Source organism: Streptomyces yongxingensis (assembly GCF_055597465.1).
The window spans coordinates 6,408,448-6,424,499 of the sequence record NZ_CM145717.1; the positions used below are offsets into that span (position 1 = coordinate 6,408,448).

Annotated in this window: 16 protein-coding genes; 14 read left to right on the plus strand and 2 right to left on the minus strand. The window is 71.2% G+C overall.

Annotation, left to right across the window (positions count from 1 at the left end; genetic code table 11):
• Positions 1-34: 34 nt before the first annotated feature.
• From ACZ6TD_RS27695 to bla, 12 genes are all read left to right on the plus strand, one after another.
• Positions 35-1,231: a helix-turn-helix domain-containing protein gene (locus ACZ6TD_RS27695; RefSeq protein WP_471342471.1), complete on the plus strand. Its 1,197-nt coding sequence runs from the start codon at positions 35-37 to the stop codon at positions 1,229-1,231.
• Between the two features lie 102 nt (positions 1,232-1,333).
• Complete coding sequence (locus ACZ6TD_RS27700; RefSeq protein ID WP_471342473.1) at positions 1,334-1,906, plus strand: hypothetical protein; 573 nt, start codon at positions 1,334-1,336, stop codon at positions 1,904-1,906.
• Positions 1,903-2,094 carry a hypothetical protein gene (locus ACZ6TD_RS27705; protein ID WP_471342475.1) on the plus strand — a complete coding sequence of 64 codons (192 nt, stop codon included), beginning with the start codon at positions 1,903-1,905 and terminating at the stop codon, positions 2,092-2,094. The genes ACZ6TD_RS27700 and ACZ6TD_RS27705 overlap by 4 nt, the downstream gene beginning before the upstream one ends.
• A 151-nt stretch (positions 2,095-2,245) precedes the next feature.
• Positions 2,246-2,602: a hypothetical protein gene (locus ACZ6TD_RS27710; RefSeq protein WP_471342478.1), complete on the plus strand. Its 357-nt coding sequence runs from the start codon at positions 2,246-2,248 to the stop codon at positions 2,600-2,602.
• A gap of 141 nt (positions 2,603-2,743) precedes the next feature.
• The gene (locus tag ACZ6TD_RS27715; RefSeq protein WP_471342481.1) at positions 2,744-3,040 is read left to right on the plus strand and encodes a hypothetical protein; all 297 of its coding nucleotides are present in this window, start codon (positions 2,744-2,746) and stop codon (positions 3,038-3,040) included.
• A 279-nt stretch (positions 3,041-3,319) separates the two neighbouring features.
• Positions 3,320-4,354, plus strand: a complete 1,035-nt coding sequence (locus ACZ6TD_RS27720; protein WP_471342483.1) for a BMP family lipoprotein — start codon at positions 3,320-3,322, stop codon at positions 4,352-4,354.
• 62 nt (positions 4,355-4,416) lie between these two features.
• The gene (locus ACZ6TD_RS27725; RefSeq protein ID WP_471342485.1) at positions 4,417-6,189 is read left to right on the plus strand and encodes an ABC transporter ATP-binding protein; all 1,773 of its coding nucleotides are present in this window, start codon (positions 4,417-4,419) and stop codon (positions 6,187-6,189) included.
• Positions 6,186-7,319: an ABC transporter permease gene (locus ACZ6TD_RS27730; RefSeq protein ID WP_470003599.1), complete on the plus strand. Its 1,134-nt coding sequence runs from the start codon at positions 6,186-6,188 to the stop codon at positions 7,317-7,319. Before ACZ6TD_RS27725 ends, ACZ6TD_RS27730 begins: the two co-directional genes overlap by 4 nt.
• Positions 7,316-8,611, plus strand: coding sequence for an ABC transporter permease (locus ACZ6TD_RS27735; protein ID WP_471342488.1), 1,296 nt, complete (start codon positions 7,316-7,318; stop codon positions 8,609-8,611). The genes ACZ6TD_RS27730 and ACZ6TD_RS27735 overlap by 4 nt, the downstream gene beginning before the upstream one ends.
• On the plus strand, positions 8,608-9,030 hold the full coding sequence (locus ACZ6TD_RS27740) for a cytidine deaminase (protein ID WP_471342491.1): 423 nt from the start codon (positions 8,608-8,610) through the stop codon (positions 9,028-9,030). Before ACZ6TD_RS27735 ends, ACZ6TD_RS27740 begins: the two co-directional genes overlap by 4 nt.
• A gap of 63 nt (positions 9,031-9,093) precedes the next feature.
• Positions 9,094-10,371 carry a thymidine phosphorylase gene (locus tag ACZ6TD_RS27745; RefSeq protein ID WP_471342494.1) on the plus strand — a complete coding sequence of 426 codons (1,278 nt, stop codon included), beginning with the start codon at positions 9,094-9,096 and terminating at the stop codon, positions 10,369-10,371.
• A gap of 79 nt (positions 10,372-10,450) precedes the next feature.
• A complete protein-coding gene (gene bla, locus ACZ6TD_RS27750; RefSeq protein WP_471342495.1) occupies positions 10,451-11,362 on the plus strand; it encodes a class A beta-lactamase in 912 nt (303 codons plus the stop codon).
• A gap of 9 nt (positions 11,363-11,371) precedes the next feature.
• Here the strand turns inward: bla and ACZ6TD_RS27755 are convergent, their stop codons facing one another.
• Complete coding sequence (locus ACZ6TD_RS27755; RefSeq protein ID WP_262699042.1) at positions 11,372-12,325, minus strand: LysR family transcriptional regulator; 954 nt, start codon at positions 12,323-12,325, stop codon at positions 11,372-11,374.
• Between the two features lie 92 nt (positions 12,326-12,417).
• On the opposite strand from ACZ6TD_RS27755, the gene ACZ6TD_RS27760 reads away from it, so the two are divergent.
• The gene (locus ACZ6TD_RS27760; RefSeq protein ID WP_471342497.1) at positions 12,418-13,785 is read left to right on the plus strand and encodes an MFS transporter; all 1,368 of its coding nucleotides are present in this window, start codon (positions 12,418-12,420) and stop codon (positions 13,783-13,785) included.
• A 225-nt stretch (positions 13,786-14,010) separates the two neighbouring features.
• Here the strand turns inward: ACZ6TD_RS27760 and ACZ6TD_RS27765 are convergent, their stop codons facing one another.
• Complete coding sequence (locus ACZ6TD_RS27765; protein ID WP_470003606.1) at positions 14,011-14,775, minus strand: alpha/beta hydrolase; 765 nt, start codon at positions 14,773-14,775, stop codon at positions 14,011-14,013.
• A 103-nt stretch (positions 14,776-14,878) separates the two neighbouring features.
• On the opposite strand from ACZ6TD_RS27765, the gene ACZ6TD_RS27770 reads away from it, so the two are divergent.
• On the plus strand, positions 14,879-16,045 hold the full coding sequence (locus tag ACZ6TD_RS27770) for an adenosine deaminase (protein ID WP_471342499.1): 1,167 nt from the start codon (positions 14,879-14,881) through the stop codon (positions 16,043-16,045).
• Positions 16,046-16,052 lie beyond the last annotated feature (7 nt).

Here is a 16,052-nt window from a genome sequence, read left to right on the forward strand (position 1 = left end):
CGTTCTGAGTGTCGAGGTCAGAACGGAGTTCGGCATGCCACAGAGCATTGAAGAACACACCGGCGCACGCATCGCTCGTATCCGCCGCGAACGCGACCTGACCCAGCAAGGTCTGGCCATGCGCGCCAACGTCTCGAAGTCCCTGCTGTCCAAGGTCGAGTGCGGGCAGCGGCCCGCCTCGCCATCACTCGTCGCGGCCTGCGCTCGCGCGCTCAGCGTGACCACCTCGGATCTACTCGGCCAGCCCTATACCCAGGAGCTTCGGCGCGAGCGGCTCGACGAGGTGATACAGCCCATCCGCATCAGCATGGAGAACTGGGACATCCCCCTCGATTGGCAGGTGCCGACCCGCCCGGTGGCGCTCATCCGTGCCGACATGGAGAGGGTCCTGGTACAGCGGCGGCAAGCGGAGTATCTGCCGATGGCCGTCGACCTCCCGGCGCTCATCGACGAATGCGTGCAAGCCATACACACCACCAGCGGTGAGGAACGGCGGCAGGCACACGAATGTCTGGCATGGGCGTTCCGGTGCGTCTTCACGCTGGCCTGGTCCTTCGGATACGTGGACCTGGCCACCGTCGCCCTGCAACGCCTGGACTGGGCGGCACCTCGCGCCGACGAACCGGGCCTTGCCGCCATGTACGGCTACCTGCGTGCCCAGACCACTCTCTCCTCCAGCCGGTACGACCTGGGCATGCGCATCGTGGACGGCACGCTCCGGGATCTGGAAGGGCAGGATGCGCGGAGTACGGACGGTCTCGCCGCGATGGCTGGTGTCCTTCAGCTGCGGGCAGCCGTGATCGCAGGCCGGATGAAGGACCCCCACCAAGTGGAGGCCCGCGTAGCCGAGGCCCGCGAACTGGCGGAACGAACCGGCGAGACCGCCGCCTACGGCGTGGGGTGGGGGCCGACGAATGTCGGCGTCCACGCCGTAGCGATCGCCTGCGACCTGGAGGAGTACGACCAGGCTGTCCAACTGGCGGACGACGTGCGGTTCCCCAAGCGCTGGGACCGGTCCCGGGCGGGGCATCACTGGCTGGACCTGAGCAGGGCCAACGTTTGGACCGGGGATTCGGCGCAGGCACTCAGCTGCCTGCAGAGGGCACGCCGGACAGCGCCGCAGCAGACGCGGTACCACCCCACCACCCGCGAGGCGGTCGTCGCCCTGCGGTCGTGTGAGCGGTCGCGCAGCGGCGAGCTTGCCGAATTCGCGAACTGGATCGGCCTGTAGCACGGGCAGTTGCTGTCGAGTTGCACAGTTCAGTGCAACTCGACGTCCTGTCAGGTCGACACCATGTGACGGTCAGTACACAGACCGTGCGCGGAGCCGACCATGACGACCAGACGCCTGCCGTGGACACCGCCGAACACCAACAACGTCGAGGCGTTACCGGTGGGCACAGGGTGGGATGCCGTCAGAGCCGCCCCGACCGTCGGGGAACGCGCCCTCGAACTGCTCGGCGACGCGACCGGCGCCGTCATCCAGGACAAGCATGGCCCCCTCTACTGGCTCGTCGCCGTGGACTCCGCCACGAGCTGGAATCTGCGGCAAGTCCGCGTCCTCACCGAGCTGACGGGTGAGCGCACCTACCTCGGCGTGCCGCCCATCTCCAGGACGGAGGGCCCCGGCACTCACTGGCGCGTGCCGCTCTCGGCCGACCACTACCTCACCGACGCCGTCAAGCTGTGGGGAGCGCTGGCCGAGGCCGACCGGGCCGAGCTGGGCCCGGTCCCGCAGGGCCGCCAGACCTGCTGTCGCTGCCAACTGCCCACCGACGAGCCGGTCATCATCGCCATCGAACACAGCGGCAGCGTCGCCAGCGCGACCATCTACGCCTGCCCCTCTCACGCTCGGGACTACCCGCGCGCCGCCGTCGCCCAGGCCGTGCGGGGCAGGACCCGATGACAGCCGCCGAGCAGACCGCCGAGCAGACCAAGGATCCGTTCGCCGATGAGGCGTGGCGCGCCGCCATCGAGCACGCCGCGGGCTGCCTGGCCTGCCGGACGCCCGGCGCCGGGTGTGAGACCGGGGAGCGGCTGCTGCGCGCCTACGAGGAGGCTGCGCGGCAGGCCCGATGTGAGGCGGGTGAATGAGGCACCGATGCCAGGTCGCCCGTATCCAGGAGGTGGAACTGTGACTATCGAGAACAAGCACAAGGGCGATCCCGCCCCGATCAAGCCGTGGACGCCCCCGCCGCCGCCCCCGCCGGACGGCACACCGCCCCCGCGAGAGAGGTGAGGGTCCGTGCCCGAGGACTGGCGACCACGTCACGCGGCGCTGCTGGGAGCCCTGGCCGCGACCGGTGAACTGCCGCACGCATGGCGCTCGGCCTTCGCCGCCGTCCCGCGCCACCACTTCATCCCCGGCGAGATCTGGGAGCAGCGGGCCACCTGCGTTCCCGTGACGACGGACGCGGCCTGGTGGGACCTGGTCCACCGGGATGTGCCGATCGTGACGCAGGTGGACGACGGGCGGAGTGACGGCCCGGGAATCGCGACCTCGTCCAACTCCATGCCCACGATGGTGGCGCGCATGCTCACCGCGCTCGAGGTCGCCGACGGGCAGCGCTCTGGTCCGGGGCGCTGGTACGGCTCGACGTAGGCGGCGATGGGGTCGCCTCCGGCCGGTTCGTCGGCGGTGCCCGGTTCATGCCGATGCGCTCGGAGCGCCCTCGCCCGGACCTCCCGGTGGACTGCGGAACAGGGCGGCGCGGGCAGCACCGGCGCGTTTCCCGTCGGCACCATGTCCGGCCTCGGTTTCGCGCTCTACGCGGGCGCGAAACTGCCGGGCGTGGTCATGGCCGACGGGGCGCCCGACGGCAGATACCAGATGTGGCTCCACGATCGGATGGGGGCGGCGGCCACGGTCACCCAGGAGGAGGTGTGGAGTTACGGCCCACGCCAGTTGTGGGAGGAGGCCACCGTCGTACACGACGCGTACGTGAACGACGGTAGCCCCGACTCCGGCGACTTCGGGTTGACCGTGTCCCCCGGCGGACAGCGGCTCTGGCTCCGCTCACCTGACACGCCCCTCGGCTGACAGACGGGGCCCGCACGTCCGGTGGTGTGGGAGGGGGGGCCGGGCGACCCGGCCCCCTCGAACCCGGAGCCTCGTCCGGGGGACCATACTGGGACGTACCGGGCGCAACCGCGGCCGTTTTGCCCGCCCGAAACGTTGTGTAGACCTGGCGGACACGAGAGGTTCGCGACGATCCGATAACGGCTTCCAAGGGGGCCTTTATCTGGCATCTACGCGCGTTACGATGCGGCGGAGCCAGCGCCGCAAAGGGGCGCTCCGAGTCATTCAGAGGGGACCCTCGTGCGCCGGGTATCCACGATAGCTGTCGCGGGCATTGCCGCCGCGGCTCTCGCATTCTCCGTCACCGCGTGTGGCAGCAGTTCCGAAGAGGGAAGCAAGGACGCAGGTGTCGGCCTGGCCTACGACGTGGGCGGCCGCGGCGACCACTCCTTCAACGACTCCGCCGCCAAGGGCTATGACAAGGCCCTGAAGGACTTCGACGTCAAGGGCAAGGAGCTGACGGCGAAGGACGGCGACACGGACGCCGACCGCTACGACAAGCTGGCGAGCCTCGCCGAGGCGGGCTACAACCCCGTCATCGGCGTCGGCTACGCGTGGACCCCCTCGCTCACCAAGGCCGCCAAGAAGTACAAGGACACCGACTTCGCCATCGTCGACTCGGTCGTCGACGCCAAGAACGTGGCCAGCCTGGTCTCGGCCGAGCACGAGGGCTCCTACCTCGCCGGCGTCGCGGCGGGGCTGAAGACCAAGTCCAACAAGGTCGGCTTCATCGGCGGCACCGACAGCGCGCTGATCAAGAAGTTCGCGGGCGGCTTCCAGCAGGGCCTGAAGGACACCAACCCCAAGGCGTCCCTCGACGTCCAGTGGGTGCAGGTCGGCTCGCCCAAGGGCTTCGGCATGCCGGACCGCGGCAAGGACATCGCCGAGGGCATGCTCTCCAACAAGGTCGACGTGATCTTCTCCGCGGCCGGCGGCTCCGGCGCGGGCGCCATCGAGGCGACCGCCGGGAAGAAGGGCACCTGGTCGATCGGCGTCGACGGCGACCAGTACTACGACAAGGGCCTGGCCCAGTACAAGAACTCGATCCTGACCTCCATGGTCAAGACCGTGGACGGCTCGGTCTACGACTTCATCAAGAGCGTCGTGAAGGACAAGAAGCCCGAGAGCGGCGTCCAGAGTTACGACCTCAAGCGCGGCGGCGTCTCCCTCTCCTACTCCGGCGGCTTCATCAACGACATCAAGCCGAAGATCGAGGCGGCCAAGAAGAAGATCATCGACGGTCAGATCAAGGTCCAGGACACCTACAAGGACTGAACCCCAGTGCCACGGACCCGCGACGAGACCCCCGGGCACCCGCCCAGGGGCCGCCCGGGTCCGTGGCACACCCCGGCCGGTCCGGCCCCCGGCCAGCCCCACCCCCCTCCGCCCCTCAGGAGTGCGCCATCAAAGCCGCCAGCCCACCCAAGGGCGCTCCCGCCGGTGCCGTCACCGACGTCGCCGTAGAACTCCACGGAATCACCAAGCGGTTCCCCGGAGTCGTCGCCAACCACGACATCGACATCACCGTGCGCCGCGGCACCGTGCACGCCCTCGTGGGCGAGAACGGCGCGGGCAAGTCGACCCTGATGAAGATCCTCTACGGGATGCAGCGTCCGGACGAGGGCACCATCGCGATCGACGGCGAGACGGTGGAACTGCACTCCCCGGCGGACGCCATATCCCGCGGCGTGGGCATGGTGCACCAGCACTTCATGCTCGCCGACAACTTCACCGTGCTGGAGAACGTGGTCCTCGGCGCCGAGAAGCTGCACGGCATCGCCGGTAAGGCGCGCGCCCGGATCAAGGAGATCTCCGACGCCTACGGGCTGGGCGTCCGCCCCGATGTCCTCGTCGAGGACCTGGGCGTGGCGGACCGTCAGCGCGTGGAGATCCTCAAGGTCCTCTACCGGGGCGCCCGGACGCTGATCCTCGACGAGCCGACCGCCGTGCTCGTCCCGCAGGAGGTCGACGCGCTCTTCGACAACCTCCGCGAGCTCAAGTCCGAGGGCCTGACGGTGCTCTTCATCTCGCACAAGCTGGGCGAGGTGCTGTCCGTGGCCGATGACATCACCGTCATCCGGCGCGGCACCACGGTCGCCTCCGTCGTACCGTCCGAGACCAACCCCCGGCAGCTTGCCGAGCTGATGGTCGGCAGCGAGCTGCCCTCGCCCGAGACCCGCGAATCCACCGTCACCGACACCGACATGCTCGTCGTGGACGCGCTGCGGCTGACCGCCACCGATGTGGACGGGGTGGAGCGGGCCGTACTCGACGGCATCGACTTCCGCATCCGCAAGGGCGAAGTCCTCGGCATCGCCGGTGTGGAGGGCAACGGCCAGGCCGAACTGGTCGAGGCCATCATGGGCATGCGCGACCCCGACGCCGGCACCATCACCCTCGACGGCGCCGACATCTCCCACGCGCCCACCCGCAAGCGGCGCGAGGACGGCATCGGCTACATCCCCGAGGACCGCCACCGGCACGGACTGCTGCTGGAAGCGCCGCTGTGGGAGAACCGCATCCTCGGCCATGTCACCGAGGAGCCCAACAGCAGGGCCGGGCTGCTCAACCCGGCCGCCGCCCGGCGCGACACCGAGCGGATCGTCGCCGAGTACGACGTGCGTACGCCGGGGATCGAGGTCACCGCGGCCTCGCTGTCCGGCGGCAACCAGCAGAAGCTGATCGTCGGCCGGGAGATGAGCCACCACCCCAAGCTGCTGATCGCCGCCCACCCCACCCGGGGGGTGGACGTGGGCGCCCAGGCGCAGATCTGGGACCAGATCCGCGCCGCGCGCCGGGACGGCCTGGCCGTGCTGCTGATCTCGGCCGACCTGGACGAGCTGATCGGCCTGTCCGACACCCTGCGGGTGATGTACCGCGGCCGGCTGGTCGCCGACGCCGACCCGGCCACGATCACCCCGGAGGAGCTGGGCTCGGCCATGACCGGCGCCGCCTCCGGTCATCTGGAGGGCGCGGCGGACGACGGGACCGAGGCCGCCTCCGGTAACGAGGCCCAGGCCGGGACCGAGGCCGAGGCCGCGACCGGGACCGAGGCCGAGGCCGCGACCGGGACCGGGACCGAGGCCGCGACCGGGGGAGAGGACCGATGAAGAAGCTGGACAAGGAGCGGGTGCTGCTCGCGGTCGCGGCCCCGGTGCTGGCGCTCGCCGCCGCGTTCGTGGTGACCGCGCTGGTGCTGCTGGCGACCGGCAAGGAGCCGTTCAACGCCTTCGGCATCATGTTCGACTACGGCGTGAAGGCCGACAGCCAGGTCTACATCCTCAACAAGGCGACCACGTACTACCTGGCGGGGCTCGCGGTGGCCATCGGCTTCCGGATGAACCTCTTCAACATCGGCGTCGACGGCCAGTACCGGCTCGCCGCCTTCTTCGCCGCCGTCGTCGGCGGGGCGCTGAAGCTCCCCGGGCTGGTGCAGATCCCGCTGATCCTGCTGGTCGCCATGCTCGTCGGCGCCATGTGGGCGTCCATCGCCGGTCTGCTGAAGGTCTACCGGGGCGTCAGCGAGGTGATCAGCACCATCATGCTGAACTCCCTCTCGGGCATCGTCATCAGCTATCTGCTGGTGGACGGGCGGCTGGCCGACCTCGACAAGCAGACCAACATCGTGGCCACCGACCCGCTGCCGTCCTCCAGCCACTTCTTCACCATCCCGGCGGGCGGCGACCTCGACCCCATCTGGGGCTTCATCGTGGTCGCGGCGCTCGCGGGCGTCGGCTTCTGGTTCCTGCTCGGCCGCACCCGGTTCGGCTTCGACCTGCGCGCGGTGGGCCGCTCCGAGTCCGCCGCCCAGGCCAGCGGCGTCAACGTCAAGCGCATGGTGCTCACCAGCATGCTGCTCTCGGGAGCGATGGCCGGTCTGATCGGCATGCCGACCCTGCTCAACGACACCCACCAGTTCACCTCCGACTTCCCCACCGGCATCGGCTTCACCGGTATCGCCATCGCGCTGCTCGGCCGCAACAACCCGGTCGGCATCGGCCTGGCCGCCGTGCTGTGGGGCTTCCTCGAGCGCGGCGCCAACCGCCTGGAGTTCGAGGGCTACGACAAGGAGATCGTCGGCGTGATGCAGGGCGTGATCGTCCTGTGCGTCGTCATCGCGTACGAACTGGTGCGCCGCTACGGGCTCAAGCGCCAGCAGCAGAGGGTGGGCGCGGAGCTCGCCGCCCAGGCCAAGGCCGACAAGGGTACGGACAAGCAGGAGACGGAGGTGCCGGCATGAGTGCCACGGTGACCACCACCAAGAGCACGAGCACGCCGGGCAAGGGGAACGGGCCCGCCTCCCGGATGTCCCTGGGCAAGGTGCTGCTGATCGTCGCCGGTGCGCTGATCGCGCTGTCGGTGCTGCGGGCGCTCGTCGACGCCGCCCAGCAGGCGGACTTCGACCGCGTCACCTCCTCCGGGCAGATCGGCGCCGCGCTCTCCATGGCCGTGCCCATCGGCCTCGCGGGCCTCGGCGGGCTGTGGTCCGAGCGGGCCGGTGTGGTCAACATCGGCCTCGAGGGCATGATGATCCTCGGCACCTTCTTCGGCGCCTGGGCCGGCTACCAGACCAACCCCTGGGTCGGGGTGCTCGCGGGCGTCCTCGGCGGCGCGCTCGGCGGGCTGGTGCACGCGGTGGCCACCGTCACCTTCGGGGTGGACCACATCATCTCCGGTGTGGCGATGAACATCCTCGCCCTCGGCGCCACCACCTATCTGGCCAAGCGCTGGTTCGAACCGCTGGCCGACATCGGCGGCTCCCCGAAGAACTCCCCGCAGGTCGACCCCATCCAGTCGTTCACCGTCCCCGGACTGTCCGACTGGCTCGCCGACCTGGAGAACCACCACTGGTTCCTGGTCTCGGACATCGCGGGCATCCTCGGCGGCCTGGTCACCGACATCTCGGCGCTGACCGTCGTCTCCGTCCTGCTGGTGGTGGGCAGCTTCTTCGCCCTGTGGCGGACCTCGTTCGGGCTGCGGCTGCGGTCCTGCGGTGAGAACCCGACGGCGGCCGAGTCCCTCGGCGTCAACGTCTACCTCTACAAGTACGCGGCCGTGGTGATCTCCGGCGCGCTCGCCGGGCTCGGCGGCGTCTTCCTCGCCCTGGTCCGCTCGCACATCTACAACGAGGGCCAGACCGGCGGCCGCGGTTACATCGGCCTCGCCGCCATGCTCTTCGGCAACTGGCGACCGGGCGGGCTCGCGATGGGCGCCGGTCTTTTCGGCTACTCCGACGCCCTCCAGCTACGCAACGGCGGGGCGACCGTGCACGCCCTGCTGCTCCTCGTCGCGCTCGGCCTCGCCGCGCTGGCGGCCTGGCGGATTGTCCGCAAGAGTTATGTCGCGGGCGCGGTGTCCGGCGCCGCGGCCGTCGCGCTGCTGCTGTGGTACGCCCTGACCGACACGGTCCCCAACGACCTGGTCAGCGCCACGCCGTACATCGTGACCCTGCTGGTCATGGGGCTCGCCTCACAGCGGCTGCGGATGCCCAAGGCGAACAACAGGCCCTACCGGAAGGGACAGGGCACATGACCACTACCGCCGCCGCGGCCCCCGACTGGGAGGCTTTGCGCGTACAGGCCCGGGACGCCATGTCCCGGGCCTACGCCCCCTACTCCGGCTTCCCCGTGGGCGCCGCGGCGCTCGTGGACGACGGCCGCACGGTCAGCGGCTGCAATGTGGAGAACGCCGCGTACGGCGTCGCGCTGTGCGCCGAATGCGGTCTGATCTCCTCCCTCGTCGCCTCGGGCGGCGGCCGCCTCACCGCCTTCACCTGCTGCGACGGCGAGGGCACCGTGCTGATGCCCTGCGGCCGCTGCCGTCAGCTCCTGTGGGAGCACGGCGGCCCGGAGCTCCAGATGGACACCGCCTCGGGCATCCGCCCGCTCGCCGAACTCCTCCCGGACGCCTTCGGCCCCGCCGACCTGCGCCGCGCCGCGACCCACGGCTGACGCCCCGCGCCGCCTCGGCCCGCCCGGTCGCCCCCTGAACACGAAAGGCCCCGTACAGCCCCCATGGACGCCATCTCCGTCATCCGCGCCAAGCGCGACGGCACCCGCCTCACCGACGCCCAGATCGACTGGATCATCGACGCCTACACGCGCGGCGAGGTGGCGGACGAGCAGATGTCCGCGCTCGCGATGGCGATCTTCCTCAACGGCATGGACCGGGCCGAGATCGCCCGCTGGACCGCCGCGATGATCGCGTCCGGTGAGCGGATGGACTTCTCCTCCCTGCCGCGCCCGACCGCCGACAAGCACTCCACCGGCGGCGTCGGCGACAAGATCACCCTGCCCCTCGCCCCCCTCGTGGCCGCCTGCGGAGCCGCCGTACCGCAGCTCTCCGGCCGGGGCCTGGGCCACACCGGCGGCACCCTGGACAAGCTGGAGTCCATCCCCGGGTGGCGCGCCCAGCTGACCAACGGCGACATGCTGGCCGTCCTCCGCGACGTCGGCTCGGTGATCTGCGCGGCGGGTGAGGGGCTGGCCCGGGCCGACAAGAAGCTGTACGCGCTGCGCGATGTCACCGGCACGGTCGAGTCGATCCCGCTCATCGCCTCCTCGATCATGTCCAAGAAGATCGCCGAGGGCACCGGCTCCCTGGTCCTGGACGTCAAGGTGGGCTCCGGCGCCTTCATGAAGGACATCGACTCCGCGCGCGAGCTGGCCACCACGATGGTCGGCCTCGGCAATGACCACGGGGTCCGTACGACCGCCCTGCTCACCGACATGTCCACCCCGCTCGGCCTGACGGCGGGCAACGCGCTCGAGGTCCGCGAGTCCGTGGAGGTCCTGGCGGGCGGCGGCCCGGCCGACGTCGTCGAGCTGACCCTCGCCCTGGCCCGGGAGATGCTGGACGCGGCGGGCCTGAAGGACGCCGACCCCACCAAGGCCCTGGCCGACGGCACCGCGATGGACCACTGGCGCCGCATGATCGCCGCCCAGGGCGGCGACCCGGACGCCCCGCTCCCGGCGGCCCGCGAACAGCACGTCCTCCGCGCCGAGTCGACCGGCGTCCTCACCCGCCTCGACGCCTACGCGGTGGGCCTCGCCGCCTGGCGCCTGGGCGCGGGCCGCGCCCGTAAGGAGGACCCGGTACAGGCGGGCGCGGGCATAGAGCTCCACGCCAAACCAGGCGACCACGTCACCACCGGCCAGCCCCTCCTCACCCTCCACACCGACACCCCGTCGGCCTTCACCTACGCCCTGGAGGCCCTGTCCGACGCGATCGGCTACGCGCCCGAGGACACGGAATTCACTGCGAACCCGATCGTTCTGGAACGCATCGCCTGACCCGGGACGTCCTCTCGTTGCGTAATGATCACCGCAACGATCAGCGCAACGTTCAGCGCAACGAGAGGACGTCCTCGCCGTGAAGACCATAGGCGCCCGCACATCCCGCCGTGCACTGCTCTCCTTCGGCGCCGGTACGGCGCTCGCCGTACTGGTGCCGACCGGGGCGCGGGCCGCGGCGGGCATTCCGGGGCGGATGCGGGAGCTGGAGCGGGAGTACGGGGCGCGGCTGGGGGTGTTCGCGCTCGACACCGGTACGGGGCGGGCCGTGGTGCACCGGGCCGATGAGCGGTTCCCGATCTGTTCGGTCTCCAAGACCCTCGCGGTCGGGGCCGTGCTCAGGGATCTGGACCGGGACGGGGAGTACCTCGCCCGGCGCATCCACTACACCGAGGACGACGTCAAGACGGCCGGGCACATCCCGATCACCGGTACGCCCGAGAACATCGCGAACGGGCTGACCGTCGAGGAGCTGTGCGCCGCGGCCATCTCCTACAGCGACAACGGCGCCATGAACCTCCTGCTGCGCCGGCTCGGCGGCCCCGCCGCGGTCACCCGGTTCTGCCGCTCCCTGGGGGACGGGATCACCCGGCTCGACCGCTGGGAGCCGGATCTGAACTCGGCCGAGCCGGGGCGGGTGACCGACACCACCACCCCGCGCGCCATCGGGCGGACCTACGCCGGGCTCGCCGTGGGCCGCGCCCTGGAGGCCGGGGACCGGAAGCGGCTGGCGGGCTGGCTGGTGGCGAACACCACGGGCGACGCGCGCATCCGGGCCGGTGTTCCGGGCGGTTGGACCGTGGGGGACAAGACCGGGACCGGCCGCTACGGCACCACCAACGACGTGGGCATCGCGTGGCCCCCGGACCGGGCGCCGATCGCGCTGGCCGTCCTCTCCACGCGGCCGGAGCAGGACGCCGAGGCCGTCGACCCCCTGATCGCGAAGGCCACCGCGCTGGCGGTCGAAGCGCTCGTCCGACCGGCTGCGTGAGCAGCCGGCCTACGTGAGCAGCTGGCCCCGGCGGCTCAGCAGGAACCTTTTGAAGGCCGCCACCGGGGGTGTGTCGGGGTGGCCGTCCAGCCAGGCGACGCCGATCTCGCGGACGGCGCGCGGGGCGGTGACGGTCAGCTCGGCCACGCCGGGGCGGGGGACCGCCGGGGGCGGGAGGAGGGCCACGCCGAGGCCGGCGGCGACCAGGCCGCGGAGGGTCTCCGCCTCCTCGCCCTCGAAGGCGATCCTCGGGGTGAAGCCCGCCTCGGCGCACAGCGCGTCCGTGATGCGCCGCAGCCCGTAGCCCGGTTCCAGGGTGACGAACAGCTCCGAGGCGGCCTCGGCGAGCCGGACCCGGCGGCGTCCGGCCAGGCGGTGGTCGTCGGGGACCACCAGCCGCAGCCGCTGTTCGTCCAGGCGGCGGGCGACCAGGTCGGGGGCGTCCGGCACCGGGGAGGTCAGACACAGGTCGAGGCCGCCCGCGCGCATCCGCTCGATCATCGCCTCGCCGTAGTTCTGGACCAGTTGGAAGCGCACCCGCGGATGGTCCACCCGGAAGCTCCGGATCAGGCCGGGCACGGTCTCGGTCCCCAGCGTGTGCAGGAAGCCGAACGAGACCCGGCCCGCCGCGGGGTCGGCGTCGGCCCGTACGGACTCGGCGGCGCGGTCGACCTCGGCGAGGGCCCGTTCGACCGAGCGCAGGAAGGTCCGTCCGGCCGGGGTGAGCGCCACCGTACGGCCCCGGCGGGCGAAGAGCGACACGCCCAGGTCCTCCTCCAGCCGGACCATCGCCCGGCTGAGCGTCGACTGGGGCACCCCCAATTCCTGTGCGGCGCGGGTCACATGCTCATGGCGGGCGACGGCGGCGAACTGGGCGAGGCGCGGGGTGAGCGCGGCGGCCCAGGACTCCGCCTCGACATCTGCTGTCACCGGAATGTCGTTTTCGTAACTGATGCGTGACACGGACGACCCTGACCTTTACTCATGCGGCAGTGGATCGATTATCGCCGTTCCGTGCATTGGACGCATCAACCGTGGATACGTACGGTCGAACCATGCCTCCTGCTGATACCAGGGCGTCCACCGGGAACCACCGCGTGGACGCCTCCGCTTCGCTGTCCTCGAACCCGAACCCGAACCCGAACCCGAACCCGAATTCCTCCGAGTCCGGCGCGGTGACCGACCCCGCGTCCGAGCGGATGAGCCCGGGCCACCCCGGCTACCTCCGGATGCGGCTCGCCCTCTTCACCGCGGGACTCGCCACTTTCGCCCTGCTCTACTCGACCCAGGCGCTGCTGCCCGCGATCTCCGACGATCTGCGGGTCCAGGCGGACCAGGCGAGCTGGAGCGTCTCCGCGGCCACCTTCGGCCTCGCGCTCGCGGTGGTGCCGCTGAGCGCGCTGTCCGAGCGGTTCGGCCGGCGCGCCATGATGACCGTCTCGCTCACGGTCGCGGTCGTCCTCGCCCTGCTGGTGCCCTTCGCGCCGGACCTGGGCTGGCTGATCGGGCTGCGCGCGGTCCAGGGCGCGGCGCTGGCCGGGATCCCGGCCTCCGCGATGGCGTACCTCTCGGAGGAAGTCCACCCGAAGGCGCTGGTCGGCGCGATCGGGCTGTTCGTGGCCGGTAACAGCGTCGGCGGGATGAGCGGCCGGATCCTCACCGGCTGGGTGGCGGACGCCTGGGGCTGGCGGACCGCGCTCGCCGCGGTCGGCGTGATGGCGCTGCTGTGCGCGGCGTCCTTCCGGATGCTGTTGCCCAAGGCCCGGCACTTCACCCCGGCCTCGGTAAGCCCGCGGGCGCTGGCCCGCACCCTCGCCGGGCACCTCTCCGATCCGCTGCTGTGCCGGCTGTACGCGATCGGCGCGCTGTTCATGACGGTCTTCGGCGGGGTCTACACGGTCATCGGCTACCGCCTGGTGGCCGAGCCCTTCGGGCTCTCGCAGAGCCTGATCGGCTCGATCTTCCTGATCTACCTGGTCGGCACGGTCTCCTCGGCGGCCACCGGCAAGCTGGTCGGCCGGCTCGGGCGGCGCGGCGCGCTGTACGTGGCGGTGTCCACGACCGCGGCCGGGCTGCTGCTGTCCCTGCTGAACTCGATCCCGGCGGTGCTGGCCGGTCTGGTGCTGATCACCGCGGGCTTCTTCGCGGGCCACGCGGCGGCCTCCTCGGCGGTGAGCCGTACGGCCAAGACCGGACGCGCCCAGGCCGCGGCGCTCTACCAGGCGTCGTACTACATCGGCAGCAGCGTGGGCGGTGCGCTGGGCGCGCTCGCCTTCCACGCGGCCGGGTGGGGCGGCACGGTCGCCATGGGCCTGGTGGCGGTCGGCGGCGCGGCGGCGATCACGGTGTACGCGACGCGGAAGGCGCGGGCCGAACGGCGCGCGGAGGCGACGCGGCGCGAGATGGTCGGCGTGCCCGCCTAGGGCGCCTGCGGCGGGCTGTTCCCCTCCCCGCCCCTTCCCACAACTGGGGCTCTGCCCCAGGCCCCGTGCCGGGGCTTAAGCCCCAGACCCCGGGGTCCAGGGGCGGAGCTCCTGCCACGCGGCGGAGCCCCGTAAGCGCTCTGCCAGGGCCGACCCCCTGAAGCGCGAAGGGGCCGCCCCGCCACTGTCCGGCGGGACGGCCCCTTCGTCCGTTCGGCCAGGCCCTCAACGACCCAGGTTCGCCCCGAAGCCCGCCGCCAGCGGCATCCGCAGGCCCAGCGGCGGCGGAGCCGCCAGCGCGTCGGTTACCGGGCGGGAGAAGCCGGAGTGGAAGAGGGAGCCCAGGAGGAAGTCCGCAGCCAGCGCCTGCACCTCGGAGCGGTGCTGATGCAGCCCGTGCCCGTCGGTGTGCACCTCGAAGCGGCACACATCGCGGTTGGCCTTCTTCGCCCGCTCCGCCAGCCGGTAGGACAGCTCGGGGTCGGTGCGCTCGTCGTTCGTGCCGTGGGCGATCAGCACCTGCCGTCCCACCAACTGCTTCACCGGCTCGGGTTCGAGCACCTCGTCCGGCGCCGGAAGCCAGGGCGCCAGGGCCACCACCGAGGCGACGGCTTCGTGCCCGGCGGCGCGCAGGGCGGCGCGCCCGCCCATGCCGTGGCCCACGAGGCAGACCGGTACGTCGCCGTAGCGCCGCACCACTTCCTCCACGGCCCATGTGGCATCGGACGCGGCATCGGCGGCGGCCCCGTTCCAGCCCCGGCACCGGTAGTGGACGACATGGGCGGCCAGCCCCTCCTCCCGGCCCGCCCGGACCAGCCGCCGGGCCAGCGGCAGCGTGGCGGCCACCGAGAGTCTGGACGGCCGTCTCGTCCCGCTGGGCTCCCCCTCGGGGAGCAGCAGCACCACACCATGTACGGTCGTTCGCGCGGCGGCCGCGCCCATCGGCCGCCCCAGCCGTGCGCCCCGCTCGGGCAACGCTTGCTGAGCCATGGCGACACGATCGCAGAAGGACTGGTGTACTCCACTACCCGTGCGGGTCACTGTTGCGTATCTATCCCTCACGTTCTACGCGCGTAGGGGCTACGCTGCCCAGATGACGAGCGAGCACACCCATGAGCCCACCCCCGAACAGATCCGCCGTGCCCCCAAGGTGCTGCTGCACGACCACCTCGACGGTGGGCTGCGCCCGGGCACCATCGTCGACCTCGCGCGGGAGACCGGGTACGACGCGCTGCCGGAGACCGAGCCGGACAAGCTGGGCCTCTGGTTCCGCGAGGCGGCGGACTCCGGGTCGCTGGAGCGCTATCTGGAGACCTTCTCCCACACCGTCGGCGTCATGCAGACCCGTGACGCGCTCGTCAGGGTCGCCGCCGAATGCGCCGAGGACCTCGCCGAGGACGGCGTCGTCTACGCCGAGATCCGCTACGCCCCCGAGCAGCACCTCGAGGGCGGGCTGACCCTCGAGCAGGTCGTCGAGGCGGTCAACGAGGGCTTCCGCGAGGGTGAGCGCCGGGCCTGGGAGAACGGCCGCCGCATCCGCGTCGGCGCGCTGCTGACCGCGATGCGCCACGCGGCCCGCGCCCTGGAGATCGCCGAACTCGCCAACCGCTACCGCGATCTGGGCGTGGTCGGCTTCGACATCGCGGGCGCCGAGGCCGGTTTCCCGCCCACCCGCCACCTGGACGCCTTCGAGTATCTGAAGCGGGAGAACAACCACTTCACGATCCACGCGGGCGAGGCGTTCGGACTGCCCTCCATCTGGCAGGCGCTCCAGTGGTGCGGCGCCGACCGGCTGGGCCACGGCGTCCGCATCATCGACGACATCGAGGTCGGGGACGACGGCTCCCTCACCCTCGGCCGCCTCGCCTCGTACGTCCGCGACAAGCGCATCCCGCTGGAGCTGTGCCCGACCTCCAACCTCCAGACCGGCGCGGCCAGTTCCTACGCCGAGCACCCCATCGGGCTGCTCCGGCGGCTGCATTTCCGCGCCACCGTGAATACGGATAATCGTCTGATGAGCGGGACGAGCATGAGCGGGGAATTCCAGCATCTTGTATCAACGTTCCATTACACGCTCGACGACATGCAATGGTTCACGGTCAATGCGATGAAATCCGCCTTCATTCCTTTTGACGAACGTCTGGCGATGATCAATGACGTGATCAAGCCCGGATACGCCGAGTTGAAGTCCGAATGGCTGTTCCGCAATGTAGCCTCCGCGTCGGCTGTGACCAGGGATTCCGCGCCCAAGAGCGGCTGAGCGGGCG